General features: G+C 49.6%; 22 protein-coding genes. 10 read left to right on the top strand and 12 right to left on the bottom strand.

The genetic code is table 11. The features are described 5' to 3' along the window. Positions 1–101: 101 nt before the first annotated feature. Both JTN23_RS00105 and JTN23_RS00110 read left to right on the top strand, forming a co-directional pair. Positions 102–1,526: a DUF1593 domain-containing protein gene (locus JTN23_RS00105; protein WP_247231296.1), complete on the top strand. Its 1,425-nt coding sequence runs from the start codon at positions 102–104 to the stop codon at positions 1,524–1,526. A gap of 128 nt (positions 1,527–1,654) precedes the next feature. Continuing rightward, positions 1,655–2,581 carry a sugar phosphate isomerase/epimerase family protein gene (locus JTN23_RS00110; RefSeq protein ID WP_247231298.1) on the top strand — a complete coding sequence of 309 codons (927 nt, stop codon included), beginning with the start codon at positions 1,655–1,657 and terminating at the stop codon, positions 2,579–2,581. Between the two features lie 96 nt (positions 2,582–2,677). On the opposite strand, the gene ftsH is transcribed toward JTN23_RS00110, so the two are convergent. Continuing rightward, positions 2,678–4,753, bottom strand: a complete 2,076-nt coding sequence (gene ftsH / locus JTN23_RS00115) for an ATP-dependent zinc metalloprotease FtsH (RefSeq protein ID WP_247231300.1) — start codon at positions 4,751–4,753, stop codon at positions 2,678–2,680. Positions 4,754–4,825: 72 nt separating this feature from the next. Continuing rightward, positions 4,826–5,209, bottom strand: a complete 384-nt coding sequence (rsfS, locus tag JTN23_RS00120; RefSeq protein ID WP_247231303.1) for a ribosome silencing factor — start codon at positions 5,207–5,209, stop codon at positions 4,826–4,828. Positions 5,210–5,290: 81 nt separating this feature from the next. On the opposite strand from rsfS, the gene JTN23_RS00125 reads away from it, so the two are divergent. Then, entirely contained in the window at positions 5,291–6,055 is a 765-nt protein-coding gene (locus tag JTN23_RS00125; RefSeq protein WP_247231305.1) for a biotin--[acetyl-CoA-carboxylase] ligase, read from the top strand. Here the strand turns inward: JTN23_RS00125 and JTN23_RS00130 are convergent. Next, positions 6,052–6,387 carry a transmembrane 220 family protein gene (locus JTN23_RS00130; RefSeq protein ID WP_247231307.1) on the bottom strand — a complete coding sequence of 112 codons (336 nt, stop codon included), beginning with the start codon at positions 6,385–6,387 and terminating at the stop codon, positions 6,052–6,054. The genes JTN23_RS00125 and JTN23_RS00130 overlap by 4 nt on opposite strands. A 199-nt stretch (positions 6,388–6,586) precedes the next feature. Then, positions 6,587–7,258, bottom strand: coding sequence for a tetratricopeptide repeat protein (locus tag JTN23_RS00135; protein ID WP_247231309.1), 672 nt, complete (start codon positions 7,256–7,258; stop codon positions 6,587–6,589). Positions 7,259–7,546: 288 nt separating this feature from the next. Between JTN23_RS00135 and fsa the strand changes: the two genes are divergently transcribed. Both fsa and JTN23_RS00145 read left to right on the top strand, forming a co-directional pair. Next, positions 7,547–8,203: a fructose-6-phosphate aldolase gene (gene fsa, locus JTN23_RS00140; RefSeq protein ID WP_247231311.1), complete on the top strand. Its 657-nt coding sequence runs from the start codon at positions 7,547–7,549 to the stop codon at positions 8,201–8,203. Positions 8,204–8,273: 70 nt separating this feature from the next. After that, positions 8,274–8,960 carry a cell division ATP-binding protein FtsE gene (locus JTN23_RS00145; protein WP_247231313.1) on the top strand — a complete coding sequence of 229 codons (687 nt, stop codon included), beginning with the start codon at positions 8,274–8,276 and terminating at the stop codon, positions 8,958–8,960. 77 nt (positions 8,961–9,037) lie between these two features. Here JTN23_RS00145 and JTN23_RS00150 read toward each other — a convergent pair whose 3' ends face one another. From JTN23_RS00150 to kdsB, 3 genes are all read right to left on the bottom strand, one after another. Continuing rightward, on the bottom strand, positions 9,038–11,200 hold the full coding sequence (locus tag JTN23_RS00150) for an LruC domain-containing protein (RefSeq protein ID WP_247231315.1): 2,163 nt from the start codon (positions 11,198–11,200) through the stop codon (positions 9,038–9,040). 287 nt (positions 11,201–11,487) lie between these two features. After that, positions 11,488–13,053, bottom strand: coding sequence for a T9SS response regulator signal transducer PorX (gene porX, locus JTN23_RS00155; protein WP_247231317.1), 1,566 nt, complete (start codon positions 13,051–13,053; stop codon positions 11,488–11,490). 112 nt (positions 13,054–13,165) lie between these two features. After that, positions 13,166–13,924, bottom strand: coding sequence for a 3-deoxy-manno-octulosonate cytidylyltransferase (gene kdsB, locus JTN23_RS00160; RefSeq protein WP_247231320.1), 759 nt, complete (start codon positions 13,922–13,924; stop codon positions 13,166–13,168). 197 nt (positions 13,925–14,121) lie between these two features. Here kdsB and JTN23_RS00165 point away from each other — a divergent pair, with 197 nt between their 5' ends. The 5 genes from JTN23_RS00165 (at position 14,122) to JTN23_RS00185 (ending at position 17,713) form a co-directional block, all read left to right on the top strand. Beyond that, the gene (locus tag JTN23_RS00165) at positions 14,122–14,916 is read left to right on the top strand and encodes a DUF4905 domain-containing protein (RefSeq protein ID WP_247231322.1); all 795 of its coding nucleotides are present in this window, start codon (positions 14,122–14,124) and stop codon (positions 14,914–14,916) included. A 1-nt stretch (position 14,917) separates the two neighbouring features. Continuing rightward, positions 14,918–15,859 carry a LysM peptidoglycan-binding domain-containing protein gene (locus tag JTN23_RS00170; protein WP_247231324.1) on the top strand — a complete coding sequence of 314 codons (942 nt, stop codon included), beginning with the start codon at positions 14,918–14,920 and terminating at the stop codon, positions 15,857–15,859. A gap of 62 nt (positions 15,860–15,921) precedes the next feature. Next, the gene (locus JTN23_RS00175; RefSeq protein WP_247231326.1) at positions 15,922–16,140 is read left to right on the top strand and encodes a hypothetical protein; all 219 of its coding nucleotides are present in this window, start codon (positions 15,922–15,924) and stop codon (positions 16,138–16,140) included. Next, on the top strand, positions 16,121–16,927 hold the full coding sequence (locus JTN23_RS00180) for a TIGR02757 family protein (RefSeq protein WP_247231328.1): 807 nt from the start codon (positions 16,121–16,123) through the stop codon (positions 16,925–16,927). Before JTN23_RS00175 ends, JTN23_RS00180 begins: the two co-directional genes overlap by 20 nt. 222 nt (positions 16,928–17,149) lie before the next feature. Then, complete coding sequence (locus JTN23_RS00185; protein ID WP_247231329.1) at positions 17,150–17,713, top strand: class I SAM-dependent methyltransferase; 564 nt, start codon at positions 17,150–17,152, stop codon at positions 17,711–17,713. An 84-nt stretch (positions 17,714–17,797) separates the two neighbouring features. On the opposite strand, the gene JTN23_RS00190 is transcribed toward JTN23_RS00185, so the two are convergent. The 5 genes from JTN23_RS00190 to JTN23_RS00210 all read right to left on the bottom strand — a co-directional run bounded on the left by JTN23_RS00190 (position 17,798) and on the right by JTN23_RS00210 (position 26,557). After that, on the bottom strand, positions 17,798–21,193 hold the full coding sequence (locus tag JTN23_RS00190) for a ThuA domain-containing protein (RefSeq protein WP_409049420.1): 3,396 nt from the start codon (positions 21,191–21,193) through the stop codon (positions 17,798–17,800). 164 nt (positions 21,194–21,357) lie between these two features. Next, a complete protein-coding gene (locus JTN23_RS00195) occupies positions 21,358–21,777 on the bottom strand; it encodes a hypothetical protein (protein WP_247231331.1) in 420 nt (139 codons plus the stop codon). Between the two features lie 15 nt (positions 21,778–21,792). Next, positions 21,793–22,113: a hypothetical protein gene (locus JTN23_RS00200; protein WP_247231333.1), complete on the bottom strand. Its 321-nt coding sequence runs from the start codon at positions 22,111–22,113 to the stop codon at positions 21,793–21,795. A gap of 210 nt (positions 22,114–22,323) precedes the next feature. Continuing rightward, the gene (locus JTN23_RS00205; protein WP_247231335.1) at positions 22,324–24,846 is read right to left on the bottom strand and encodes a DUF11 domain-containing protein; all 2,523 of its coding nucleotides are present in this window, start codon (positions 24,844–24,846) and stop codon (positions 22,324–22,326) included. A gap of 655 nt (positions 24,847–25,501) precedes the next feature. Further along, positions 25,502–26,557 carry a sugar phosphate isomerase/epimerase family protein gene (locus JTN23_RS00210; protein WP_247231337.1) on the bottom strand — a complete coding sequence of 352 codons (1,056 nt, stop codon included), beginning with the start codon at positions 26,555–26,557 and terminating at the stop codon, positions 25,502–25,504. Positions 26,558–26,562: the final 5 nt, after the last annotated feature.

Genomic DNA, 26,562 nt, shown 5'->3' on the forward strand with positions numbered 1-26,562 from the left:
ATATACTGGTAGGAACACCCCATTCGGCTGCTTTTATAGGTAACTACATACCTCATACACGTTGCTACACGAAGCCGTGGTACTCTAATCAGAACACATTCATGAAAAACTGGTATTGGATTGTTGGCCTGACCCTCTGGATAAGCACAAGTCATGCGTTTGCTCAGGAAGCAGCAAAACCTCAGGTCATAGTACTAACGGATATCGAAAATGAACCTGACGATGCCATGTCGCTGGTTCGTTTCCTGTTGTATTCCAGTCAGTTTGATGTAAAGGGGCTGATCGCTACTACTTCTATTCATCAGCGTAATAAGATCGCCGACTGGCGCATTCACCAGATCTTGGAAGCTTACCAGAAAGTACAGCCTAACCTGCTCCTGCACGAGAAAGGCTACCCGACCTATGACTATCTGTGGACAGTAGTAAAAAAGGGACTGCCTGTTTACGGCATGAATGGGGTAGGAGAAGGCAAAGACTCCGACGGCTCAGAGCATATTATCAAAGTAGTAGATGCTACATCCGGTCCTGTGTGGGTGACGGTATGGGGAGGAGCCAACTGCCTGGCTCAGGCGTTGTGGAAAGTAAAGAAGGATCGAAACGCCAGGGATGTAGCTGCCTTTGTCAAAAAACTGCGCGTGTACACGATTTCTGATCAGGATGATACAGGCCCCTGGCTCCGAAGCAACTTTAAGGACTTGTTCTACATAGTAAGTCCGGGTACTACCGAGTTTGGTGTTCATGGCTACTTTTACTCCACCTGGAGCGGAATATCCGGCGAGAAGTTCTACAACTTTGCCTGTGGAGCCGATTCAACACTGGTTACCAATACCTGGGTACACAAAAACATTCAGCAAAATCATGGTCCGCTGGGCGAGCAGTACCCCGAAATTGAATACATCATGGAAGGAGACTCACCTTCGTTTATGTTCTTGATCAACAACGGGCTCAACAGCCCGGAGCACCCCAACTACGGGGGCTGGGGGGGGCGGTATGAGTACTACAAGCCCCTGACCGAGCACTGGTACATACAGGAAGAAACCCGACCTATCTGGACCAATGCCTCAGATAAAGTACTTGGCCTTGACAACCGGTACTATATGGACAACCGGGCCACGATCTGGCGCTGGCGGGAAGCCTACCAGAATGACTTTGCAGCCCGCATGGATTGGTGTATGACACCCTACAGGGAAGCGAATCACCCACCGGTACCCGTCGTAAACAAACCTGCTACTCTTACTGTCAGTGCGGGTGATGTACTGGAGATTGATGCCTCTGCCTCCTCGGATCCTGATGGCAATCCGCTTTCTTTTGAATGGATGCAGTACCTGGAAGCCGGTACCTTGAAAAGACCCCTCAAGCTGGAAGGAGGCAACGAAGCCAAAGTCAGGTTTGTAGTACCGGATGTGAAGGAAGCGCAGACCACGCACCTGATTCTTAAACTCACTGATCAAGGTACTCCCCGCCTCACCCGATATAAGCGGTTAATACTGACAGTTAATCCCAAAAGCTCCAGAAGCGGCTCTTAAAGAATAGGCCTGCCTGTCCCCATACAAGTACTAGATGTTCCTCTTACCTGAGAGGTAGGTAAAAAGAGACGTATACCTGCTTTTGAATCAGAACAATCGAATGTATATCTAAAATTGAATATTCCTTTATGAATCGTCGTCAAGTACTAGCGGGCCTTTCGGCTGCGGCCGGAGCGGCTACCTTACCTCATCTGGCTACTGCCGAGAAGCCCAAACCAGCGGCTCCCTTTACCTACTGCCTCAACATGAGTACCCTGCGGGGACACAAGCTGGGCTTCATGAAAGAAATTGAAGTAGCTTCCAAGGCTGGCTTCCGATCCGTCGAGATCTGGATCAATAGTCTGGAAGATTACCTGAAAGGCGGAGGTACGCTTGCGCAGGCCCGCCGGCACCTGAACGATCACGGCGTAACGGCCGAAGATGCCATTGGATTTGCGCAATGGATAGTCAATGATGACGCCGTACGAGCCAAAGCCCTAGATCAGCTTAAGCGCGAGTCGGAGATGCTGGCCGGGATTGGCTGTAAGCGCATTGCAGCCCCTGCTATGGGAGCCACTCAGGGTGACTACCTGGACCTCAGGAAGGTGGCAGAGCGGTACCGGACTATACTTGAACTGGGCGATCAGACGGGCGTAGTACCTCATCTGGAGCTGTGGGGCTTCTCCAAGAACCTCAGTACCGTTGGAGAGATCCTATTTGTAGCGGCGCAGAGTGGCCATCCGTCGGCTCGGGTACTCATGGATGTATACCACCTACACCGGGGCGGCTCAGGACTGGATAGTGTTAATCTGGTAGGAAAGCCTCTGATCGAGATCTTCCATATGAATGATTATCCATCGACTATTCCGGCCGAAAAACTAACGGATGCTGACCGGGTATATCCGGGAGATGGGGTAGCTCCTCTGGGCAAGCTGTTAAAGTCACTGCGTAATCCTGAGAGACCTGTTATCTTGTCGCTGGAAGTATTCAATCCTACATACTACGCACAGGATGCTCTGCTGGTGGCAAAGACCAGTCTGGCTAAAATGAAGAAAGCAACAGAGGGAATTGTATAAGTGTAGATTTCTATCGGATAGACAGATATAAGTGCATAAAAAAAGCTGATCAGTATTTACTGATCAGCTTTTTTGGTATTTGAGTTAAGAGGTAATCTAGGCCTTGGATTCTTCGGCTGAGCTACGCTCTTCTGTAATTACGTTTACATCTTCGCCATCCTGCTGGTGTTTATCTTCCGCGTGCTTAACAGCTTCCTGATGGATAGCTGCCTCTTCGTTAGAGCGGCGGTTGATATAAGCCTGATAGCTGGTTTCTTTCTCGTACGGACGCTGTCCGATTAGCTTTTCAAGATCACTCTGGAACAGAATCTCTTTCTTCAGTAGCTCCTGAGCAATTTTTTCCAGTGCTTCACGCTTGTCCATCAGCATACCTTTGACATGCTGGTAAGCCGCATCGATCAGTTTGCGTACCTCTTCGTCAATCGCCTCCGAAGTAGACTCCGAGTAAGGCTTTGTGAAGGAGTAGTCAGACTGCTTGGAGTCATAGTACGAAACGTTACCAATACGCTCATTCATACCGTACATAGTTACCATGCTGTAAGCAAGCTTAGTCACTCGCTCAAGGTCACTCAGGGCACCAGTAGATATTTTACCAAATACTACATCCTCAGCGGCACGGCCACCTAATGTCATACACATCTCATCAAAGAGCTGCTCGGTACGGTAGAGGTACTGCTCACGGGGTAGGTACTGCGCATATCCCAGCGCGGCAACACCACGTGGTACGATAGTTACCTTTACCAAGGGGTCAGCGTGCTCCAGGTACCAACCTGCTACAGCATGACCAGCTTCGTGGTAAGCAACAATCTGCTTCTCTTCGGGAGAGATCAGCTTGTTTTTCTTCTCGAGACCACCAATTACACGATCCATCGCATCCTGGAAGTCCTGCATGGTTACCTCATTGCGGTCTCTACGGGCAGCAATCAGGGCCGCTTCGTTACATACGTTGGCTATTTCAGCACCGGCAAAACCAGGTGTCTGAGCGGCCAGTTTCTGCAAATCTACATCCTCGCCCAGTTTAAGTGGCTTAAGGTGTACTTTGAAGATAGCTTCACGACCTACTACATCGGGCTTATCAACCGAAATCTGACGGTCAAAACGACCTGGACGAAGTAGCGCAGAGTCCAGTACATCCGGACGGTTAGTAGCCGCCAGAATGATAATACCAGAGTCTGTGGCAAAACCATCCATCTCCACGAGTAGTGAGTTCAGGGTATTTTCACGCTCATCGTTGGCACCTGGCATAGCACCACGTCCACGCGAACGACCTACGGCATCAATCTCATCGATAAAGATGATACAGGGAGCTTTTTCTTTGGCCTGCTTGAAAAGGTCACGAACCCGGGCAGCACCTACCCCTACGAACATTTCTACGAAGTCAGAACCTGACAGAGAGAAGAATGGAACACCTGCCTCACCGGCTACCGCCTTAGCAAGCAGGGTTTTACCGGTACCCGGAGGGCCTACCAGCAACGCACCCTTAGGAATCTTAGCTCCCAGTTTCTTAAACTTCTCGGGGCTCTTGAGGTAGTCGACAATCTCCTTGATTTCTTCCTTGGCTTCGTCAAGGCCAGCTACGTCATTGAAGGTAATCTTAACCTTGTTTTCGGCATCGAAAAGAGTGGCGCGTGAACGACCTATGTTAAAGATCTGTCCACCGGGACCTACACCTCCTGACATACGACCCAACAGGAAGTACATCACCAGGATCATAATGATAAAGAAGCCCCACGTGCCCAGGAAGCCGGTCCAGTCATTTCGGGTATCGATCTTATACTCTACCTTTTCATTATCCGGAGTCCCCTCCTGCATCTGTTCAAGATCTTTCTTGAACGTCTCTGCTGAGGTAATCTGGAACTGATAGTGCGGGCCAGACTCACCACCAAAGTAGTTGTTTTCCTTCGATATAACCTGATACTTATCTTTCTTCAAGGCATCCGGCTCCAGGGTAACCTCCACCAGCTTATCGTTCACGATGGTTACGCGGGCTACTTCCCCATCAGTTACCATTTTCTCAAAACGCTTCTGGGTAATCTCCCGCAACGTAGACGAGCGATTGAGATAGGTAATCCCCAGGATAGTTGCAATCAGAGCGGCAATTATCCAGCCCTGATACCCCCGCTGAGGACTTTTTGGGTTTAACGGATTTCTTTTGTTATCGTTTTCAGACATTATTTTAGGGCATTAGTACATATAATATTAATGAGAACATATTCCGTACTATGAATGTTCACGCGGAATATATTAAGCAACTGACTCTTCAATGATTGTCAGTTCGGCGTCTCCCCAGAGTTCTTCCAGATCGTAGTACTTACGGCGATCTTTCTTAAAAACATGCGCCACAACATCTACGTAGTCTATTAGTATCCACTCCCGGTTAGTCTTACCTTCCTTATGCCACGGATCGATGCCCGAAGTCTTGTATACTTCTTCCTCAACAGAATCAGCGATGGCGTCAATTTGTGTATCGGAGTTACCCGAGCATATTACAAAATAATCAGCTACTGCATTCTTTACGTTTCTAAGGTCAAGAATAGCGATTTCCTGCGCTTTCTTTTCCATCATTCCTTTCGCCACCAGCTGGCAGAGTTCTTGTGAAGATACTTCTTTATTTTTGCGTTGTTTCATGCGTTAGTGTTACCTGTGAAAAAGATATAAGTGCGTGGCACTTTTTTCCCATTTATAAAAGTAAAAAATAAATCAAAAAAATTGTACGATTCTGTATCTAAAACACTCTTTCTGGGTAAAAAGATTCTTTATCTGCCAACTTGTCATTCTACCAACGACATAGCGGCTGAAATAGTACGTGAGTCTATATTTCCCGAGGGGACTGTTGTCATCACTGATCATCAGACGGCGGGTAGAGGCCAAAGGGGCAACCAGTGGATTACCAGCCAGGGGCAGAACTTTACCTTATCGTTAGTGCTAAGGCCCTCATTCTTACTGGTACACGAGCAGTTTTTGCTGAGCCAGGCAGTGGCATTGGGGGTAAGGGCTTACTTACGGCAGTATACACCTAAGGCACTGGTCAAATGGCCCAATGACTTGTATATAGATGCTGAAAAAGTAGGGGGAATCCTTATCGAAAATGTACTACAGGGTACCTGTATCGCTCACTCGGTGGTAGGTATCGGCCTCAATATCAATCAACAGCAATTTCAGTCGCTACGTTCCACTTCGTTGGGGAAGAGTACAGGAAAAGTTTTCTCACTAAATGAGGAGCTTCCCCAACTTCTGCATTGGGTGGAATCGTACTACCTGCGCCTGCGGGCAGGGCGCAGGCAGGAAATCCGGGATGAGTACCTTCAGTACCTGCTGGGGTTAGAGCAGGAGCGTACCTTCAGGGCCGGAGAAAACGCTTTCTCCGGATGTATAATCGGTATCACAGAAGTAGGAAAGCTTCAGGTACGCTTGGCTGATGGTACAGTGTCCCAGTTTGATGTGAAGGAAATAGAGTGGCTGTGGGAGGGCTAACGCCGCAACATCCACGCCAGGAGTCCGTTGGCAATTGCGCACATGCCAAGCCCCAGCGACTCACGCGCCAGCTCGATGTTCATACTACGCATGCCCATTTCGCCAAACAAGACTCCCTCAAACTGAGCAGGCCATTGTACAATGGCTCCAACCAGGTAGCCTACTGCCAGTATAGCAAATACCCACCACGGCCATAACTCGCGAAGGGCCATGAAGCAGGCTAGGGCTGCAACCGAATAAGTTATAATCCAGATTTCGGAATCGGGATCATTGAACTGAAAATAGGCAAATAGAACGAACAGAATTCCGAAAAATATGGCAATGTACTTCATGTAGGGGTAGGAATAAGAGTGACAATAACGAAATTACTGAAAGTTATTTAGATGAAGCGAGATTGTGGGTTAGGATTTAATTAAATACAAAACTGCGAGCGATTGGACAATCGCTCACAGTTTTGTAAGTACTTTTCCATATTCCTGATTTCTAGCACTCATACCCGTATCATTTGAAACAATGTGCTAGAATGAACGGCTACTCCTGCCCGCAGTACTGAGCAACGGCAGCGGCGGCTTCCTGATAGCCCAGGCGCTGGGCCTGCTTTAAGTTTACGCAAGCCAGGTCTTTTTCATTGGTCTGCCACTGAGCCAGGCCCAGTCCGTAGAACGCCTTCCCAAACTGTGGATCCAGGCCAGTCGCTTTGCGGAGGGCTACGGCTGCTTTGTCATAGGCTCCCTGCCGGTAGTAGGTGTTACCGAGGTTGTACCAGGCCTGGGTGTTCTTGGGGTCGAGCTGGGTGGCTTTCTCAAAATCCTGAATTGCCTGAGGAACCCGGTTCAGCAGAGCCTGTATCTGGCCCCGGTTGAGATGTACATCAGCCGTGTCGGGGGCAAGTTGTATGGCCCGGTCATAATCGGCCAGGGCTGAGTCCAGCTTATTCTGGGAAGTATAAAGCAGGGCCCGGTTGAAGTAAGGCCGGTACAATTTGGGCTCGAGCCGTATGGCCTGTTCGTAATCCAGCAGGGCAGTAGGGTACTCTTTCAGTTCAAAGTAAGCCACGCCCCGTACGTTGAAGGCTTCGGCGTTGGAAGTATTTTTCTCAATGGCTTTATTGAGGTACTCTATGGCTTCGCGGGTTTTACCTTCTTTCATCAGCGACCGTCCCTTTTCGAGGAAGGCATCTGATGACTGCGAACAGGAAATCATTATAAAGAGGGTACTAATAAAAAAAAATAATTGGCGCATGGTAGCTCATTCAAAGTTGGTTGCCACAAAAGTACGACAGAATGATGAGTGAATACTTTTCTCGTTTGGAAAAAGTACTTATCTTTGCATCGGCAAATCGGAACTACCAGCTCCTACTGAATCCCCCAGGTCTTGACCGAAGCAAGGGTAGGTAGTTGTAGCGGTGAGATTCTCGATTTGCCTTTTTTTGTTTCCTTTTGCTTCCCTACATTTGCGGCTATTCGTACAACCATATCCCCAGTTTATTTCATGAAATTTTTTATTGATACTGCCAACCTGCAAGAAATAAAGGAGGCCCAGGCATTGGGTGTCCTTGATGGTGTAACTACTAACCCCTCCCTGATGGCCAAAGAAGGCATCACGGGCAAAAACAACATCATGACCCACTATAAGGCCATCTGTGATATTGTAGAAGGGGATGTAAGTGCTGAGGTGATCTCTACGGATTATGAAGGTATGATCCGCGAAGGGGAAGAACTGATTGAAATAGATGACAAGATCGTGGTAAAGGTACCTATGATCAAAGATGGGGTAAAAGCGCTTAAGTATTTCTCAGGTAAAGGTATCAAAACCAACTGTACCCTGGTATTCTCGGCCGGACAGGCTCTGCTGGCCGCCAAAGCCGGTGCTACCTATGTGTCGCCATTTGTGGGACGTCTTGACGATATCTCAACGGACGGTATGGACCTGATCGAGCAGATCGTGACCATCTACCGTAACTACGGCTACGAAACACAGATACTGGCTGCCTCGGTACGTCACCCGATGCACATCATTCAGTGTGCTCAGTTGGGAGCTGATGTAATGACTGGTCCTCTGAGCGCTATTACTGCCCTGCTGAAGCACCCGCTGACTGATATTGGTCTGGAGAAGTTCCTGGCTGACTATAACAAAGGAAACAGCTAATACCTTATTACGGGACCTGACTTGACCGGGCCTGGGTACAGGCGGCATTATTCTATAATAATCGTATAGCATGAGTTTTTCGACTGAACCTGTCGTAACGCTGGAGCGTGTGGATATATACCAGGGTGAAAAGCTGGTATTGGCTGATGTACACTTCCAGGTTAATAAAGGTGAGTTTGTGTTTTTGATTGGGCGCACAGGTAGTGGCAAAAGTTCATTACTCAAGACACTCTACGCTGATCTGTGGTTACAGACCGGATCGGCTAAGGTGGCAGGGTATGAGCTGCAGAAAATCCGCCGTAATGATATCCCCTTTCTTCGCAGAAAGATCGGTATCGTATTTCAGGATTTTCAGTTGCTCACAGACCGTTCGGTAGAGGAGAACCTGTCTTTTGTACTACGGGCTACGGGCTGGAAAGACAAAGCGGATATATCGCGCCGTATCTCGGAAGTACTGATGCAGGTAGGTCTGAGTACTTCGCCCAAGAAAATGCCGCATCAGCTATCGGGTGGTGAGCAGCAGCGGGTGGTTATAGCTCGTGCTATGCTCAACGAACCGCAGATCCTGATTGCCGATGAACCTACCGGTAACCTGGACCCCGAAGTGGGCGAACAGATTATGCAGGTATTTCAGACGATTAACAACGCTGGTACGGCTATTCTGATGGCGACGCATAACTACGACTTTCTTCGCAATTTTCCCGCTCGAATACTTAAGTGCGAAAATGGAGAGGTAAAAGAAGCCGTTCCCCGCTGATTTAGTATAAGAAATAATAGAAAGAGCGCACCCGAGATTCCGGGTGCGCTCTTTTGCTTTCAAGATAGTTGTCCTTTTTACTTATAGATTTTTATACTATTCCGGTAGCCAGGTTTATTTTCATACCAGTCGGCGCGGATCGAGCCGCTGCTTTGTGCCCACTCGCTGAAGTAGAGGTAGGCATCTGTAATAGGTGTTGCCTCCGCTGGGTAGTTAAATTCCACGGGTAGTTCGATTGCCCACGGCAGGTTGCCAACAGTGCGGTAGTAACGACTGGTGGATGGGTTGGAATTATCCTTACTGGTACCAAAGAGGCTGGTGTTAGCCTTAGCTGTTGGTGCATAATTAGCCAGGTGCACCTCTACCTCCCGCTGGCCATCCACGATGATGAACGGGTTGATCTTCTCCTGACTTACCTTGGCCGGGTCCAGCGGTGTTGTAAAGCGCACGACCAGCTCGAGCTGACCGGGAGTGCCCTGTGGGTTTTCTTTTACCGTATTGAACATCGAGCCGGAGGTACGCTTGATCAGTGGCTCAGGGGTGTCATAAGCGATAATGACCGCCTTGGGCTGGCCGGCTTCGGTCTTGTTAGGAGCCAGTTGCACGTACCCTTTGGTGTGGCTGTACCCCGTGACGCTGGCGACCTCGCTGCTACTGACACCATCGAGCTGGAAGCCGAAGCCATTCTCGTAGGAAGCGCCAATAGCCCGGATGATGATGTTATTTTTTATCTCCACGAGCTTATTAGCGGCGTTGTATACGCGGGTAATGCGGGAGTTGATCACCAGGTCGTTGAAGTCGTAATCACCCTGCGCCGGCCAGAGGTCTTCGAAGCCGTAGGTGGCCCAGCCGGTAGCCGAGGGGTAGTAGGTGTTGTAGGCACGGGTGGGGTCGGTGGGGTAATCATCCTGCGCGTCGGGTACGCCATCTTTATCGGTATCGGCAACTACACTGACCGCGGGAGCGGTGCCGAAGCCTTCAGGATTACAGGAACTGGTAGGTAGGTAATTGCTGCTATTACAGGTAAAGTGGCTACTGCCAATGGAGGACTTGTTGCTTTCTATACCATTCATATCACAATAGGCCACCGCTCCGACCATGGTGGCCGGGGAAGCAATGGTAGAGGTACCTGTTACTTTTATGATTGATCGCACGGAGCCTGTTCCTGTAATGGTACCTTCGTAATTCAGATTTGTGGTACTCAGCATGGCCCCATTGTTACACATCAGATTGGCCTTGCCACTGAGCCAGGTAGTTTTGGCTACTTTGATATAGGAGTTATTGTTGAAAACATTACTTGGGTTGAAATCACCATTAATGACCAGCTTGCAGTTGTTTTCGTTGATGGAGTTTCCTCCTACGTTATAATTTCCTTCTACCAGTATTGAATTGTTGTTGATCAGGTGCCGGTTGTTGGTCAATGATAGCTTTACGGTAAGCTCCCCGTTGTTCAGGTACGTGTTTGTACTGTTATTATTGATAATAAAGTCTCCGTTTACGGTCATCTTACCATAGTTCTCAAAGGAGCCGCCGGTAGAGATATTGCCTGTAAAGGTAAGGGCGTCAGAGTAGTTATGTATGACCGCCGACGGATTATTAAAATTCAGAGCCGATACATTCACCGTTGATCCTTCCAGAAAGTACACGGAGCAGTCGGCGTTTTTTGAAGAACTCAATCCGGTGATGTTAGCGGAGGTGGCACAGATCCTGAGCGTCCCCCCATTCATGGTAATACTACCGCTATAAGTACCTCTGAGGCTGACTACCTCACCGGCATTTACAGTAATGTTGCTCCTGTAGTTGGTAAATGACCGGGTGACTCCCGTCATACAATCGAGGCCTGAGCCTGCCTGTACCCTGAGTGCTACACCAGGAGTGGTAGTTTTGAAATCGGCAGAGACAAATTCGGCTGCCTTTACTTTCCTGACTTCGGAGGCACCAGAGGCACTGATCTTCTCAATGTACAGATCAGTCAGAGGAGCCGGTATCCTGAACTCCAGCTTCAGGGACTGATTGGCCGCTGTCATACCCGAGGCAATCTTCTGCCCGATAGTAGGTAAGTTGTCATACACATTAATGCGGAAGCGTTCTCCGGCAGTGGCGCTATGGCTGACTTCGATATTAAGCTGGATGTCCCGCGTAGAACGGAAGTCAAAGGTTTCGCTAATCCTCAGACTCTGTATCGGGATGGTACTCCCATTGCGGGTGGGGTCCAGGTGTTTTGGGATGCAGCTGTGCAAGGTAGCGGCAAGTAGTACAAGGAGTGTTCGGTAGAGGGCGTTATTCATCCGCGGGCGCATTCATCAGGATTTATCCCACCTAGCTACCGGTGGAGCTACCTGAATAGTAAATAGGAGATTCGTGGTTTAATAAATTATATGAAGGATTCGGTTACGTATCTGCCTGTTCTCAAGCAAAAATGGCGCCATCCTGAACCGGAAAGGCAAGTGAAGAATGAAGGTCCGGCACAAAAAAAAGCAGGTCTTAAAGACCTGCTTTTAGAAATAGGGACATAAACTTTCTACGTCTACTTTGCCTTCATGTGTACAAAAGGAATGATTACCTCTTCCAGCGATACCCCTCCGTGCTGGAAGGTATCACGGTACAGGTTGACGTACTGGTTGTAGTTATTGGGGTAGGCAAAGAAGTAGTCTTCCTTGGTAAATACATAAGCCGTAGATACGTGAGGTTTGGGCAGGAAGAAGCGCTCCGGCTTACGGCAGACAAATACATGGCCGTCGTCAAAGCCAAGGTTCTTTCCGTGCTTGTAGCGCAGGTTGGTGTTGGTTTCGCGGTAACCAATGATCTTCACCGGCTTTTGTACCCGGGTCATACCGTGGTCGGTGGTCAGAATCAGTCTGCCCTTCTTCTCAGCTACCTTGCGGATGAAGTCCAGCAGGGGAGAGTGCTGGAACCACGACCGGGTAATGGAGCGGTAGGCAGCTTCGTCGGGAGCCAGCTCCTTGATCATCTGTACATCGGTACGGGCATGCGAGAGCATATCCACGAAATTGTACACGATGACGTTGAGCTGGTTGTTCAATAGGTTATTGAAGTTATCTACCAGCGATTTACCCTGATTCGTATTCAGAATCTTATTGTAAGAGGCTTTGATGTTCAGCCGGTTATTTTCCAGTTGTTTCTGCAGGAACTCGTTTTCGTAGTTGTTGAGGCCTTCCTCTCCTTCGGGTGTGTTTTCGTCGCTTACCCACCATTGAGGGTGCTTGCGCTCCATTTCGCTGGGCATCATGCCCGAAAAGATCGCATTGCGTGAGTAGCCGGTGGTAGTAGGCAGGATAGAGTAGTAGGCCGACTCCTCTTCGATAGTGAAGTATTCCTGCATGATAGACTGTATTACTTTCCACTGGTCGTAGCGGAAGTTGTCGATGAGCAGGAAGAAAAGCGGCTCGCTGCTGCCCTTCATGTGCGGGAACACCTTCTGCTTCATCAACTGGTGGGACAGCACAGGCTTATCGGCGCGCGGGTCGTTGAGCCAGTCTTCGTACTCCTCTTCAATGAACTTAGCAAAGTTGGCGTTGGCCTCGCTCTTCTGCATGTTGAATACTTCCGCCATACTCTGGTCCTGAGAGGTCTCCAGTTCGAGTTCCCAATAAATCAGCTTTTTATAGATTTCCACCCACTCCTCATGTCCGATGCGGTCCTGGTACTGCATGGCCAGGTTACGAAATTCCTGCTGATAGCTCAGGGTAGTTTTCTCAGTGACGAGGCGCTTGTTATCCAGTATTTTCTTGACCGAAAGGAGTATCTGGTTGGGATTGAGGGGCTTGATGAGGTAATCTGCAATCTTGGCTCCGATAGCATCCTCCATAATATGCTCCTCCTCACTCTTGGTGATCATGACTACCGGTAAGGCCGGGTGCATCTGCTTGATCTGAGCGAGGGTTTCGAGCCCGGTCATACCGGGCATCATCTCGTCCAGAAAAACAATATCAAAGCGCTTTTTATCAACCTGTTCCAGGGCATCAGCTCCACTGTTGACGGGAGTGACCTGATACCCTTTATTGGTCAGGAACATGATATGAGGTTTGAGCAGATCTATTTCGTCATCGGCCCATAATATGTTGTATTGCATGTGAACAGCTGTTAAGGATTCGTTTGGTAGTATATGAGTATTATGTATGATACGGTAATAGCATCTGAACTGATGCAACGTCACAGTTAATTCCTGTTATAGTTGCCAGTATCTATGACGATGGACTTGATCCGGACAAAAATTTCCGTGCCACGCGGTGCAGGTCTTCGGGGGTATCCACACCGTGTGAATCCTCCGGCGTAATTACCGCTTTTATAGTATAACCATTTTCGAGCCATCGGAGTTGTTCGAGAGCCTCAGCTTTTTCGAGTGACGATACAGGAAGCTGCGTAATCTGGGTCAGAATATCCGTCCGGTAGGCGTAGATACCAATGTGTTTGTAGTAGGTATGTTTGCTAAGCCAGTCCGGTTCCGGAAGGCCTCGCATATACGGGATTGGATGCCGGCTGAAATAGAGTACCTGCTGCTGTTTGGTGAGTACGACCTTGGGAGCATTGGGATTAAAGAGCGTCTCTTCGTCCTCAATAACCTTTACCAGCGTAGCCAGCTCGGTATGTCCGTCAAGTACTTCGGCCAGGCGGTCTATCTGGCCGGGATGGATAAAAGGCTCATCACCTTGAATATTGATAACATAGTCGGCTGAGGGATCAATACGCTGTAGTGCTTCAAAGCAGCGGTCGGTACCGCTCTGGTGGTCGGGTGAGGTCATAACGGCCATGCCGCCAAAGCCTTCCACATGGCTGAGGATGCGTTCGTCGTCGGTAGCTACAACGATTTTTTCCAGTTGTGAGGCCTGCGCGGCCTGTTCATACACGCGCCGGATCATGCTCTTGCCATCAATATCAACGAGGGCCTTGGCCGGAAAACGGGTGGAAGCAAAGCGGGCGGGTATGATACCTATTATTTTCACGGTAGTACGTAGTAAGATTTGGGTTGCTCTAAAAAACTTCTAAAATTAATGTATCTTTGTTTATAGCCCAGTAAGGATTTGAGTCGATTAGTAGGAGTCAGATCAGGGAGTACTTTATCTTATAGGAACAACGCTACCGGTAGGTTGTTCAGGGTATGTACTATGGGCCACCACCCGGAATAAATCTGCTGATCGTATTGACAGAGCAATTCTCCCACGTATTTCCCTATGCCATCTGGCGAATCGTACCCCATCCTTCACCGCAGCGCGACGAGTGGGCGGTGGAGTTGCGGGATACTCAACATAAAGAAACGGCTTTTGCTCTGGTAGATCTGGCAGCAGCGGAGCTCCGGTGGCAGGTCAAGCCGGAAGGAACTGACTGGTGGACTACGCTTACCGCTTTTGCGGGGGAGCGGGTGCTGCTGCACAACTACCGCTTTCCGGATATGCCCGAGCCAACGGATCTGCTGGCCGTTTCGACGGGGGAGGGGTTACTGAGTTGGGCGGTTCCCAATCATGTTTTTGTGCGGGCTCTGGATGATACTTACCTGCTGATAGCTACCCGGCAGAACGACAGCGTGCGGTACAAGCAGTGCAACCTGCATACCGGGCAGCTGCTACCGTACCAGGAGGAAGAAAAAATGGATACCGCCGACCAGCCCAACTACCAGGTACCGGTCAGGTATCGGCCACGCGATGTATATTTTAGTACCCTTTCGTCGTTTTTGGATAAAACCGTGAATGTGAAAGAGCCCGTAGTGGTTGATTATCTGGAAGTAAATCCTTATATAGTGTTTTCTTACTACATTTACGAGAAAGAAAAGATAGCACAATACGTATTAATCGTAAACCGGCAGCGAGAGGTGCTTTACCATCAGCGTCTGACCGAGGGGAGAGAGGGAGTGGGTAGGGATACGATGTTTTTGAAGGGAAGTACGCTTGTCTTTTTGCGGAATAATAATGAACTAGTAAGCCTTAAACTTAAACCCTAACATGAAAGATCTGATTCGATTGGCGTTAGTATTGGTATGCTGTTTGTCGGGATGGGAAGCGACCTGGGCAATGGGTACAGCCCGTTCAGCGGAAGCCCGGTTTGACTCAGTAGGAACCGAAACGGTGAATGGGAGAGTGTACATACTGCATAAGGTAAATCCGGGGCAGACTATGTATGCCGTGATGCGCCGCTATAAGACCACGATTCAGGCTATCAAGGATGCCAATCCCGGAATTGAAGATCAATTGAAGTATGATCAGGTAATACGGGTGCCTTACGTGGCGCCTCAAGGGAAGAAACAGGTGGCCAAGGAGGAAGTTAAAGAGCAGAAGCCTAAGGAAGAAAAGGTAGCTGCCGCTACGCCTGAGAAGGCTGCGCCCGCTGCTTCCGGTATTCATAAGGTAGAGGCCGGTCAGACTCTGTATAGTATAGCCGTTAAGAACGGTGTACTTATGGCTGACATTCGCCGGTGGAACAACATGACTTCGGATAATGTTATGCTAGGGCAGGAGCTGATCGTATCCGAAAGTGCTTATCTGGCCCGTCGCCCCAGCGAGGTAGTAACCAATAACGATGTATCGGATTCGGCCCGTGCCAAGGCAGCCGTGCCTCAGAAAGTCGTGAAGCCTGTAGAGGCACCCATGCCTACGGCCCCTATGGCAGGAAAGAAGATGCGCGAAACCGGATTGGCGGAGGTGATTGATACAGATGAAAGTACAAGTAAGTTTCTGGCCTTACACCGTAGCGCTCCCATTGGAACGCTGGTGCAGGTAAAGAATGAGTATAATCAGCAAACCCTTTGGGTAAAAGTAATAGGTCGGATACCTAATACTTCGGTCAACGAAGACATTGTAATAAAGCTCTCGGCCCGTGCCTTTGAGCGGCTTTCACCCGATACCCGTCGGTTCAGGGCCGAAATCAGTTATATAGAATCTAATTAAGAAGTACACCATACTACTCCGAAAAAGCAGAAAACGCTACGGAGATTGCCTCAACAGACACAATGAAACATTCACCCCAGTACAGATCGAAGCGGGAAGAAGAGAGAGCCGCACTTAAGAATACTACAGGCTACAAGGTTTGGAGTGTGATGTTTACGATCATGTACCCCTTTATAGCCATATTTACTTTTCTATTTTCGGGTATTGTAATGTTCTTTTCGGGTATATCGAGGGTACTGGCTTATCTGTTCAGAAGTAATCATGCCAGCCCCCGCAACTAGCCCCGTAACTGCGGCAGTACCGGGGTATATTGCTGAACTGCTTGATAGGAAGTACGAGCAGTACAACCGCCCCGATTTTATCCCCCATGACCCGATCAGTATTCCGCACCGGTTTAGCCTTAAGCAGGATATTGAGATTATGGGCTTCTGGGCTTCTATACTGGCGTGGGGCCAGCGAAAGACCATCATCAATAAGTGTCTGGAGCTGGTTGAGCTGATGGATGGGGCTCCCTACGATTTTATCAGAAATCATCAGGATAGTGATCTGAAGCGGTTTCTGCACTTTAAGCACCGGACGTTCAACGCTACCGATACGCTATACTTCCTCTATTTCTTTCAGGACTTCTACCGGCAGCACGACTCGCTGGAAGAGGCTTTTCTGAGGGGAATGCAGAGTGATGACCAAACCGTCGAGGGAGCCTTGCGGGGCTTTCATGACCTATTCTGTTCATTAGATAATTTCCCCGACCGTACCCGTAAGCACATTGCCACACCAGCCCGAAAGTCATCCTGTAAGCGTTTGAATATGTTTTTGCGCTGGATGGTCCGGCAGGACAACCGGCGCGTGGACTTCGGCATCTGGACGCGTATCAGGCCTGGTCAGCTGGTCTGTCCGTGTGATGTGCACGTGGACCGCGTGGCCCGGCACCTGGGTCTCATCACGCGCCCGCAGACCGACTGGCAAACGGCTATCGAGCTCACAGCTTCACTCCGGCTGCTCGACCCCCAGGATCCGGTAAAGTATGACTTTGCCCTTTTTGGCCTGGGTATCGAGGGATACGTATAACTTCAAACAATAAAATATACAATGGGTTAATGGGGGAACCTAAAAGTCTGCTCCATGAAACCCTATCTTGCCTTTGTTGTTCTGGGGCTTTGTACCCTAAGCTGCTCTTCGTCCTCTACATCACAAAGCAAACAGGCCTCCGACAGTACTGTTTACAGTTACAAAACACCCTCTCCGGATGGTATTGGTAAGGTATACCTAGGAAGGGAAATAGCACGGGTGATGAATTTTGCCGGAGCTGACTGGCTCGAGCGCAACGAGCGCCAGCAGGAGGAAAATACCGAACTGGCCATCCGCGAGTTACCCATTGATAGTAGTAGTGTGGTAGCGGATATTGGTGCAGGTACGGGTTACTACACTTTTCGGATTGCCCCTAGGGTACCTCAGGGTAGGGTGTATGCGGTGGATGTGCAGGAGGAGTCGGTCAGGTTTCTTAAGAGCCGGGCTCGGGAGCTGAATTTTCCAAATGTTGAGGTAGTGCTGGGGGGCGTTAAATCACCTAATCTGCCGAAGGGGGCAGTAGATCTGGCGCTGATGGTAGATGTATACCACGAACTGGAGTACCCACAAGAGATGCTACAGGCGATACGGGAATCACTGAAGCCGAATGGCAGGCTGATTTTACTGGAGTACCGGGCTGAGGATCCGGCCGTACCGATCAAGAGGCTGCATAAGCTAAGTGTAGTGCAAGCTAATAAAGAGTTGAAAGCTAATGGATTTAAACTTGTGCAGCGGGAGGATTTTCTGCCCATCCAGCATTTTCTGGTTTATCAGAAAGTGGAGTGATTTTGGAACTCTTGCTGAATATCAACAAAAAACAGGCGTGAAGCAATCTGCTCCACGCCTGTCGTATTTTATAAATCAAAATTATTACATACTGCCATTCATAAACTCAATCCAGTTGATCGAGAACAGGGGCTTGTCCTTGGCGTTGGGATTCTTGAACACAAAGAACAGATTACGACGACGGTTATCGGCCGGTACTGAAAGTGGTATGTTTGTTTCACCACCAAAATCAGTAGCTATGGCAGTCTGGCCAATAGACGGACCCGTGGGTGAATCAAGACGTACTTCCAGCGTTCCTCCGACAGTCTGAGCACTCGTAGAGATCGCAAACACTTTCAAGTTCTGGATGCCCGTCAGGTCGATGTCATCGTAGCTAATATAGCTACCATCCTTCAAACCTACTACGATTTCACCACCTTCTTCTGGAAGCTTAAACTTGAATACATCCTTACTACCTTCATAGAGGCTAGCCTGTACACGGGCCGGGCGCAGAGCTATTGAGCTCATACCGGTCATGGGACCAATCTGTCCGTTGCCCTTGTCAGTATAGGTAGCTGTAAAGATATATGAACCGTTTTTGGCCTGTGCTTTGGGAACAAAGTTACCCTGCAGAGCCATTTGACTTTCAGCTTTTTTGTCGTTAGCCAGTGACAGGATGTATCTAACCATGTCTTCGGCTTCATCCTGCTTCAGTTGTGGGTGAGCGCTCATAGCCTGCTCGCCCCATACACCACCACCACCTTTGATCACCTTCTCAGATAGTCTCTTAAGGGCGTTGCGGTCACGCTGGTACTTCTTGGCTACTTCCATGTAGGCAGGTCCTACGGATCTCTGATCCAGTGAGTGACAAGCCTTACAGTCGCTAAGCTCGATCAAACGACGACCCGTTGAGAATCCGGTGCCAGTCTGATGTCCCTGAGCCAGTACAGCTTTGTCAAATCCTTCCATAAAGTTAACATTGAACATCACGTCTTCAGTTGGAATCGTACCTTTATCCAGGCTACCATCTTCCTTATCGGTAACTTTTACCTGATACTCTACAGGCTTGTCGGCCCAGTAGAAGGACTTGTTGCCTTTGATAGCGATATCAACCTTAGGTACCTCATTGCCTACCTTGATGATCAGGTTGGTAGTACCGCTGTTGCCGGCGGCGTCAGTTACTTTCAGGGTAGCCGTGTACTCACCAGGCTTAGAGTAGGTGAATTTAGGATTAGCCTGGGTGCTCTTAGGTAGTCCTTTGCCAAAAGTCCACTCATACTTGATGGCGTCACCATCGAAGTCCTTGGATCCTTTTGAAGAGAAAGTCACCGCCAAAGGTGCCGCACCTACTGCCTTGTCCACTTTGGCTTCGGCTACCGGCGGACGGTTACCTGCATTGTACGTGATACGCGACAGACGGGCATCATCATTCTGAGCAAACCAGTTGCTGCCGTATTCCAGCATGTACAGTGATCCATCCTTCGCAAACTGCATATCCATAGGGTGGCTGAAGCTGGCAGTTGGCATGAACTTCTCCATCATTACGAAATCACCTTCCTTGGTCATCGTTACCGGATTGATCCAGTTACGCATCCACTCGTAAGCAAAAAGCTTTCCGTCGTAGTAACGGGGGAATTTCACCTTGCTGTCGGCGTAGTCGTCGTAGTAGTACACCGGACCAGCCATAGCGTTACGACCGCCTTTGCCTACGATAGGACCAAAGTCAGGAGATTCGGCATAAGGATAGTAGATAAATGCCTTCTGAGCTGGTGGTAGCTCTCTCAGACCCGTAATGAGCTTGGATGGGTTGATAGGCTTAGCAGGATCAAAGGCTTTACCGGAAGTACTATCGGCAAAGTTGAAGTCGCGGTAAGGTTTGTTATCACCTACAAACAGAGGCCAGCCGAAGTAACCCGCTTTACGAGCCTGGTTGATCTCGTCGTGTCCACGTGGACCGCGCTTAGGATTATCTTCACCGGCGTCAGGACCTACTTCACCCCAGTAGAGGAAGCCGGTACGCTGGTCAACCGAAATACGGTAAGGGTTACGGTTACCCATTACATAGATTTCGGGACGAGCTCCTTTAGTACCCTGAGGGAACAGGTTACCTGCCGGAATGTCGTAGCCACCATCGGCGCGAGGCTTGATACGCAGGATTTTACCACGCAGGTCATTGGTATTGCTTGATGATTGCAGTGCGCTGTATTTCTCACGGCCCGGCCGCTGATCGATAGGGGCGAAGCCGTTCGAGAAGAATGGGTTGGTGTTATCACCGGTAGAGAGGTACAGGTTACCTTCACGGTCCCAGGCGATAGAACCACCCGTGTGGCAGCAGTCGTTCTGTCCACCGATGCGGTGCTCAGCTACGTTCAGAATCAGCTGCTCGGTATCCATGCGCAGCTTGTTGTTTACATCATCCCACTTCACACGTACCAGGCGGTTGTTGGTATCAGGCTTTACGGCCGAGTAGTACAGGTACACCCAGCTATTGTCTTTGAAGTTAGGGTCAATGTTGATACCCATCAGACCGTACTCACGCTCGAAGTGAACCGGAATGTTGTTGATCGTCTGGGTGCTGTTGGTTTTAGGGTTGTACATCTTCACGGCACCTTTACGCTCGGTAAAGATTACTTTGCCGTTGTCCAGTACTACCAGCTCAGTAGGCTCGTCCAGCTTGTCTACCAGTACAGTTTTGGTGAAGCGGTTTTCTTCGGGGCGTGACTTGGTATAGTCAAGTTTGCCAGCCATTACGTACTGCAGACCACCCATCAGGTGCTTCTTGAACACCGGATCGCTGAAGGTTTCGTCGGCGTGTCCAAAGTTGGTGTAGAAAGCCTTACCACCGTCAAACTCATGGTACCAGGCCATAGGGTGGTCATCACCCATTTTACCTTCTTTGTACGTCTTCTCATCAATCTTCACCAGTACTTTTACGTCCTTATTGAAGTTTTTGAAGTCGTAAAATTCATCCTTTACTTTCCAGCGGTCAGGGAAGTCTTTCATGGACGGGTGATCGCGGTTAACCGCAAAAGCTTCGCCCGTCTGTACGTTGGGGTTACCAGGGTGGCTGGCAAAGTAAGCTCCTGAGAGTTTGTTGTACCAGGGCCACTCGTATTCGGTATCAGTGGCGGCATGAATACCTACATAACCTCCACCAGCCTGTATGTATCTTTCAAATGCAACCTGCTGTTCATCGTTCAGCACATCACCGGTTGTGCTCAGGAAAACTACGGCATTATACTTTTTCAGATTCTGATCAGTAAAAAGAGCGGAGTTCTCGGTAGTATCTACGGCAAATCCATTCTCTTTACCCATCTGCATTATTGCCGCTTTTCCCGTAGGGATAGAAGCGTGACGGAATCCCTGTGTCTTTGAAAACACAAGTACCCGCTTTCCGGGGGAGGCGTTCTGGGCGGCCACATCATACCCGCTTAATGCAAGCAGGCACATGCACATAGCCCATAAGGTCCCCTTTACATACTTTTTAGAAAGGTCACACATTGTTGTTAGGACTGATTAGGTTGGTTTGAAAATCTTCCAAAGTTACTATTCAAAACGTTACGTTTTGTAGAAATCTTGTGATTTTTCAGTGAGTTAAAAAACAAAAAAACTGCCGTTAGTATAAGAACTGCAGGTTCTGGTTCTACTTGCTGTATTTTTTACAGTTACTTTATACGTTCCAGCCGCAGCTGTGGTGCCGAAATACCCTCCGGCGCTACTTCCAGTACATCTTTGTCTAGCTTCAGAATGTTCCAGGCGGTAACGGGTGCACAGTCTACGTAGGGGCAGCTTGCCCAGTCGGTAAAGGCTATCCTGCCGGCGGAGTATGTGTAGGCAGTGGGGCTGCAGGGAATTCGGCAGGGATCGGTAGTCAGGGTGTTGTTCAGGTAGTAGCTGATCTTTCCGTCGGCCTTGAACTCTACCTCTATCTGTTCGTAGTAGGTACCGGCCACCGATGTCCAGGCGGAGTCTTTGGGCTGAATGGCTGTATACTTCCACCGGCCGGCTAGCGGCGTGACCAGCTCCTGAGCCTGGCAGCTTACCAGCACGAAAGCAATCCCGATGATCAATGCAATACGGTACATAGCTGACAAATTAGTTTAGAAACTGTATTCTCGGGTCTTACCCCCCGTTACCTGAACCGTACGATTGATGCAATTGGCGCCACAGTACTGAAATACGTAGTTGCCGTGGTTGAGGTTCATGAATGTAATCTGCTGGGGGCTGCTCGTGACCTCCCCCTCAGAGATTGGTAGTACCGATCCTGCCGTATAAGCCGACTCGGTGTACAGGGCATACCGGACGTTGGAGGCATTGAGCCGGATGAGCAAACCACCTTCCAAGGGTTGAGGGTCAGACTGCTGACAAGCCACAGCACTTGCCAGGAGCATCAGGATACTCAGTGTACTTTCAAAAGACATGTAACTATTACTCTTATAATACGATGATTAGATACTTATACTGTTAACAAAGATCGGATAAAGTACCTATTGGTTGAAAGGAGCCCGAATATTAGTGAAAGAATTAAAGGGAAAGGAATAGAACAACTGCAATGGGGGCCAAAAAAAGGCCAGCTCTGGGAGCTGACCTTAGGTTTATTCATGGATGGATATATAGTCAGATGTTCTTAATTACTTTCGTACCCGGCGGACCGTGAATGGTACACAGATGTTGGCCGGACAACATTCTTCTACTACCACAATAACCGGGCAGCAGCCTTCGGCCGGACAGGTACCCTGCGAAGCGGTATAGGTATATTCGTACGATCCCAGCTCCGTTTCGGTAGCGACATAGGTGTTGCCGGTACCTACCTGCTCGGGCGTTCCGCCCTGTTTTTTACGGAACCATACTACCCCTGTGTACTGCGCCGGAATGGAAAGCTCTACGCTTACTGCCTGTCCTGCGCAAAGCTTGATAGGTACTGTGATACACTGGCGATCGATGTCGTCTTCGCTCTCTACTCCGTTGCCGGGAGTACTATCCACATCTTCCTGGTCCATTTTGGTAATCTCCGCGGTATTGAAGAATACCCCTTCGCCCACCACTCGGGCTACTACTTTAAGGGTAGCAGTATCACCCACGGACAGGCTGGCAAATGTCCATTTGCCCGTAGCAGCGGTGTAGTCGCCGGAGGCAGTGGTGTGACTTACGTACTGCAGGCCTGCGTTGAGTAGGTCCGTTACTTCAATGCCGGTGGCGGTGTATTCGCCTTCGTTCCATACTTTGATAGTAAAGGTTATGTCTTCGCCCTGCATTACGATTCGCTTATTGACTGACTTACTCAAAGCCAGGTCATATACCTTTTCGCAATCAATGACGGTAACCGCTACCGTGTCGGCGCAGCCATTAACGGTGTAGGCAAACTGGTAAGTACCCAGACCGGTAAGACCCGTAACCTTTCCACTGGCATCTACGGCCACGCCCGCAGGCGATCCCACCACGCTCCAGGTACCTGCTCCAGGGCTACCGGTAAGTTGGGTAGTACCAGCGCTTGAGCATATATTGGTAAGATCGGCACCGGCATTGGGCTTAGGCTTGGTAACAAACTGAGGCGCATCGTAGATGGTGCGGCAGCCGGTACCCGTGTTGATGATCATGACAATGCCGCTGAAGTTGGCCGGTACGTACAGCACGGTATCTTTTCCTCCACCGGCTATGCCGCCGAAGGTTTTAACGGCTTCCACCGGCTGGGCCTGCTGGCATTTTCCGTCAGTAGCCCCTTTCGCGAAGTGTATCCGGAACGAACCCGCGGACTCTAAATTGATACGGACAGGTACTTCGGCAGTGCCTTCGCATACCGGTTCGGCCGTAATAGTAGCCTTAGGACTTGGCAGTAGTACGATGGGAGCGCAGGCCTTGGGCTTACAGTTGGCGTCGGGTGGATTATTCAGGATCGCGTAGATATAGCAGGTCATCGCGGTCAGGCGGTTGTTGAAGGTAAGACTGACGCCGGATAGCTGCACCGCTCCGTTGGCATCGGGCTTGGCCGTGCCCAGGTAAGCTCCCCCCTCGTAGGGATTATCAACCGGATTTTCAAAATACACAAACCGGACGGAGTCGGACGTAGTGGTATTGACTTTGACGGTTACGCAGCCGCCGTTACACACCTCACCCGGGGCAACCTCAATATCGCTGATCGTTATGTCACAAGGCGCCTCACAGTCCTTGGTCTTGACAGAGACGGTATCGGCGCAGCCGTTAACGTTATAGGCAAACTGGTAGGTACCTACATTAATCAGCCCCGTCACGTTACCATCGTTATCTACCGCTACGCCCGGAGGGGTACCTACCACGCTCCAGGTACCATTGCCCGAGCTACCGGTAAGTTTGGTGGTACCGGTACTGGTACATACATCTACTATATCAGTACCGGCGCTAGGCCGGGGGGCGCGGGTAAATTGGGGGGCATTGTAGATAGTCCGGCAGCCGGTACCGGTGTTAATGATCATGATAATACCGGTAAAGTCTGCGGGTACGTACAGGGTGGTGTCTCTTCCTCCTCCGGCTATCCCTCCGAAGGTTTTTACGGTACCTGCCGGCTCAGGTTGCTGACAGGTACTATTAGTAGTGCTGGCTGCAAAATGAACCCGGAACGAACCCTTGGAGTGAATCTTGAGGTGAATGGGTACCTGCGTGTCGTTACCGCAGATAGGAGATGCCGAGATCGTAGCTTTAGGGCTGGCTAATACTACTACCGCCTCACCGTCAAAGGGTCGACACGTTGGATCAGAGGGCTTCTCGTCCAGAATGGCGTATACATAGCAGGTCAGAGATACCGTATCGTTGTTATCGGGGAGGCTGATACCCGGAGCATTCAGCGGAAATTCGGCTACCCCTTCGGCATTGGGTTTGGCCTTGCCAATAAAGGTCCCATCTACATACGGGTTATCTGTAGGACTGGCAAAGTAGACGAAGCGTATACTATCGGTGGTATTAGTGTTTACTTTCAGCGTTACGCACTCCTCGTTACAAATCTCGCTTCTGGATATCCAGAGGTTGGTAATGGTAATGCCACAGGCGGCGTCACCGGAGGTACTGAACTGGGCGGTAGAGCCAGATACTTCTACTTTGCCTGCTCGTACTGTCTTTTGGGTACCATTTGAGATGAGGGCAGTGCTAGTATTCGAAGGGTTTGAGTACGAGGAGTTTCCCAAGAGTAGAGCCCCTGCCAAAAAGTAAATAGCAAGTATCCTTCTAAGAACATGTTGGAACGGTACTTTGGAAACAGGTAATGGTTTTTTCATAATGAGCAGGTGGATGTATTAGTGGTAGTAGTAGTATGTGTGCTATACGTGGTTGGTAAGTGCCCAGTAACCCGACCCTGCTATCCTTTATTCACTATGTTACTCGAGATTGTACTTCGAAAAAAGCTGGTTAACTAATATAAATAGTAGTTACAGTATCAGAAATGATACAAGCATGCGCTACTGCCTGTCAGGAGAGACAGCAGTACATCTGATCGAAAAAGAGGAGGTTTATACAGCAGCTATCGTAATATAGGGTGATAGGCTACAACAGCATACTGATCAGACTATTCTAAAGCAAGGATAGTACCAAAGTGTACAAATAGGTACAGTTATAATTAGTCGTCAGATACTAACTGGTTTATTTTTAGTCAGTTTCTATTGAGATAATCTGGCGGGATGTAGCAAGGGGGCGGACGTCAGAAGGAAGATGTACCCTATGTATAGGGGCTTATAGATACCAGCAAAAAAAGTGCCATTTTGGTTAAGGAGGGGCTTAAAAATAAAAGAGTCGCCGGAGGCAAATAGCTCCGGCGACTCTTTCACTAGTACTATATAAAAGGTATTACTCCAGGCCCAGTACCTTGCGGTTGAACGCCTCATCGGCACCTGTACCGGCAAAGTCGTCAAATGCTTTCTCGGTAACCTTGATGATGTGGTCCGCGATGAAAGGAGCACCTTCGGCAGCACCCTGATCAGATGACTTGATGGCGCACTCCCACTCGAGCACGGCCCAGCCGTCGTAGTTGTACTGTGACAGTTTAGAGAAGATGCTTGAGAAGTCAACCTGACCGTCGCCCAATGAGCGGAAACGACCGGCACGATCCACCCAGCCCTGGTAGCCGCTGTACACGCCCTGCTTACCCGAAGGATTGAACTCAGCATCCTTAACGTGGAATGCCTTGATACGCTCATGGTAGAAGTCGATGAACTGCAGGTAGTCGAGCTGCTGTAGTACAAAGTGGCTGGGGTCGTAGTTGATGTTAGCCCGTGGGTGGTTATCTACCGCCTCCAGGAACATCTCAAACGTAACCCCATCGTATAGATCTTCACCGGGGTGTAGCTCGTAGCATACATCAACACCCGCCTCATCAAAAGCATCCAGAATAGGTCTCCAGCGCTGACCGAGTTCTTTGAAAGCCGTCTCGACCAGACCCGCCGGGCGCTGTGGCCAGGGATACAGGAAAGGCCACAGGAGGGCACCCGAGAAGGTAGGGTGTGACTTAAGACCCATGTTCTGGCTGGCCTTGGCAGCCAGCTTCAGCTGCTGTACGGCCCATTCCTGCTGCTCTTTGGGGCTGTTGGCCAGCTCAGCCGGTCCGAATCCGGCAAACATGGATGCGTAGGCCGGGTGTACAGCCACCAGCTGACCGTGCAGGTGCGATGCCAGTTCCGTTACTTCTACACCGATGTCGCTTAATCTTCCTTTCAGATCATCGCAGTAGCCTTTGCTCTCGGCAGCCTGCTTCAGGTCAATGAGGCGGCTATCCCAGGTAGGGATCTGGATACCCTTGTAGCCCAGATCCGCCATGTACTGAGCAATAGTGTCCAGTGAGTTGAAAGGAGCTTCGTCGCCCAGAAATTGAGCCAAAAATATAGCAGGACCTTTGATTGTTTTCATGTTAT

Origin of the sequence: Telluribacter roseus (assembly GCF_017355915.2) — a bacterium.
Lineage (GTDB): Bacteria > Bacteroidota > Bacteroidia > Cytophagales > Spirosomataceae > Telluribacter.

Coding starts and splice junctions, on each gene's coding strand:
- JTN23_RS00105 (WP_247231296.1), top strand. CDS start 102: ATGAAAAACTGGTATTGGATTGTTGGCCTGACCCTCTGGATAAGCACA.
- JTN23_RS00110 (WP_247231298.1), top strand. CDS start 1,655: ATGAATCGTCGTCAAGTACTAGCGGGCCTTTCGGCTGCGGCCGGAGCG.
- ftsH (WP_247231300.1), bottom strand. CDS start 4,753: ATGTCTGAAAACGATAACAAAAGAAATCCGTTAAACCCAAAAAGTCCT.
- rsfS (WP_247231303.1), bottom strand. CDS start 5,209: ATGAAACAACGCAAAAATAAAGAAGTATCTTCACAAGAACTCTGCCAG.
- JTN23_RS00130 (WP_247231307.1), bottom strand. CDS start 6,387: ATGAAGTACATTGCCATATTTTTCGGAATTCTGTTCGTTCTATTTGCC.
- JTN23_RS00135 (WP_247231309.1), bottom strand. CDS start 7,258: ATGATTTCCTGTTCGCAGTCATCAGATGCCTTCCTCGAAAAGGGACGG.
- fsa (WP_247231311.1), top strand. CDS start 7,547: ATGAAATTTTTTATTGATACTGCCAACCTGCAAGAAATAAAGGAGGCC.
- JTN23_RS00145 (WP_247231313.1), top strand. CDS start 8,274: ATGAGTTTTTCGACTGAACCTGTCGTAACGCTGGAGCGTGTGGATATA.
- porX (WP_247231317.1), bottom strand. CDS start 13,053: ATGCAATACAACATATTATGGGCCGATGACGAAATAGATCTGCTCAAA.
- JTN23_RS00170 (WP_247231324.1), top strand. CDS start 14,918: ATGAAAGATCTGATTCGATTGGCGTTAGTATTGGTATGCTGTTTGTCG.
- JTN23_RS00175 (WP_247231326.1), top strand. CDS start 15,922: ATGAAACATTCACCCCAGTACAGATCGAAGCGGGAAGAAGAGAGAGCC.
- JTN23_RS00180 (WP_247231328.1), top strand. CDS start 16,121: ATGCCAGCCCCCGCAACTAGCCCCGTAACTGCGGCAGTACCGGGGTAT.
- JTN23_RS00185 (WP_247231329.1), top strand. CDS start 17,150: ATGAATTTTGCCGGAGCTGACTGGCTCGAGCGCAACGAGCGCCAGCAG.
- JTN23_RS00190 (WP_409049420.1), bottom strand. CDS start 21,193: ATGTGTGACCTTTCTAAAAAGTATGTAAAGGGGACCTTATGGGCTATG.
- JTN23_RS00195 (WP_247231331.1), bottom strand. CDS start 21,777: ATGTACCGTATTGCATTGATCATCGGGATTGCTTTCGTGCTGGTAAGC.
- JTN23_RS00200 (WP_247231333.1), bottom strand. CDS start 22,113: ATGTCTTTTGAAAGTACACTGAGTATCCTGATGCTCCTGGCAAGTGCT.
- JTN23_RS00210 (WP_247231337.1), bottom strand. CDS start 26,557: ATGAAAACAATCAAAGGTCCTGCTATATTTTTGGCTCAATTTCTGGGC.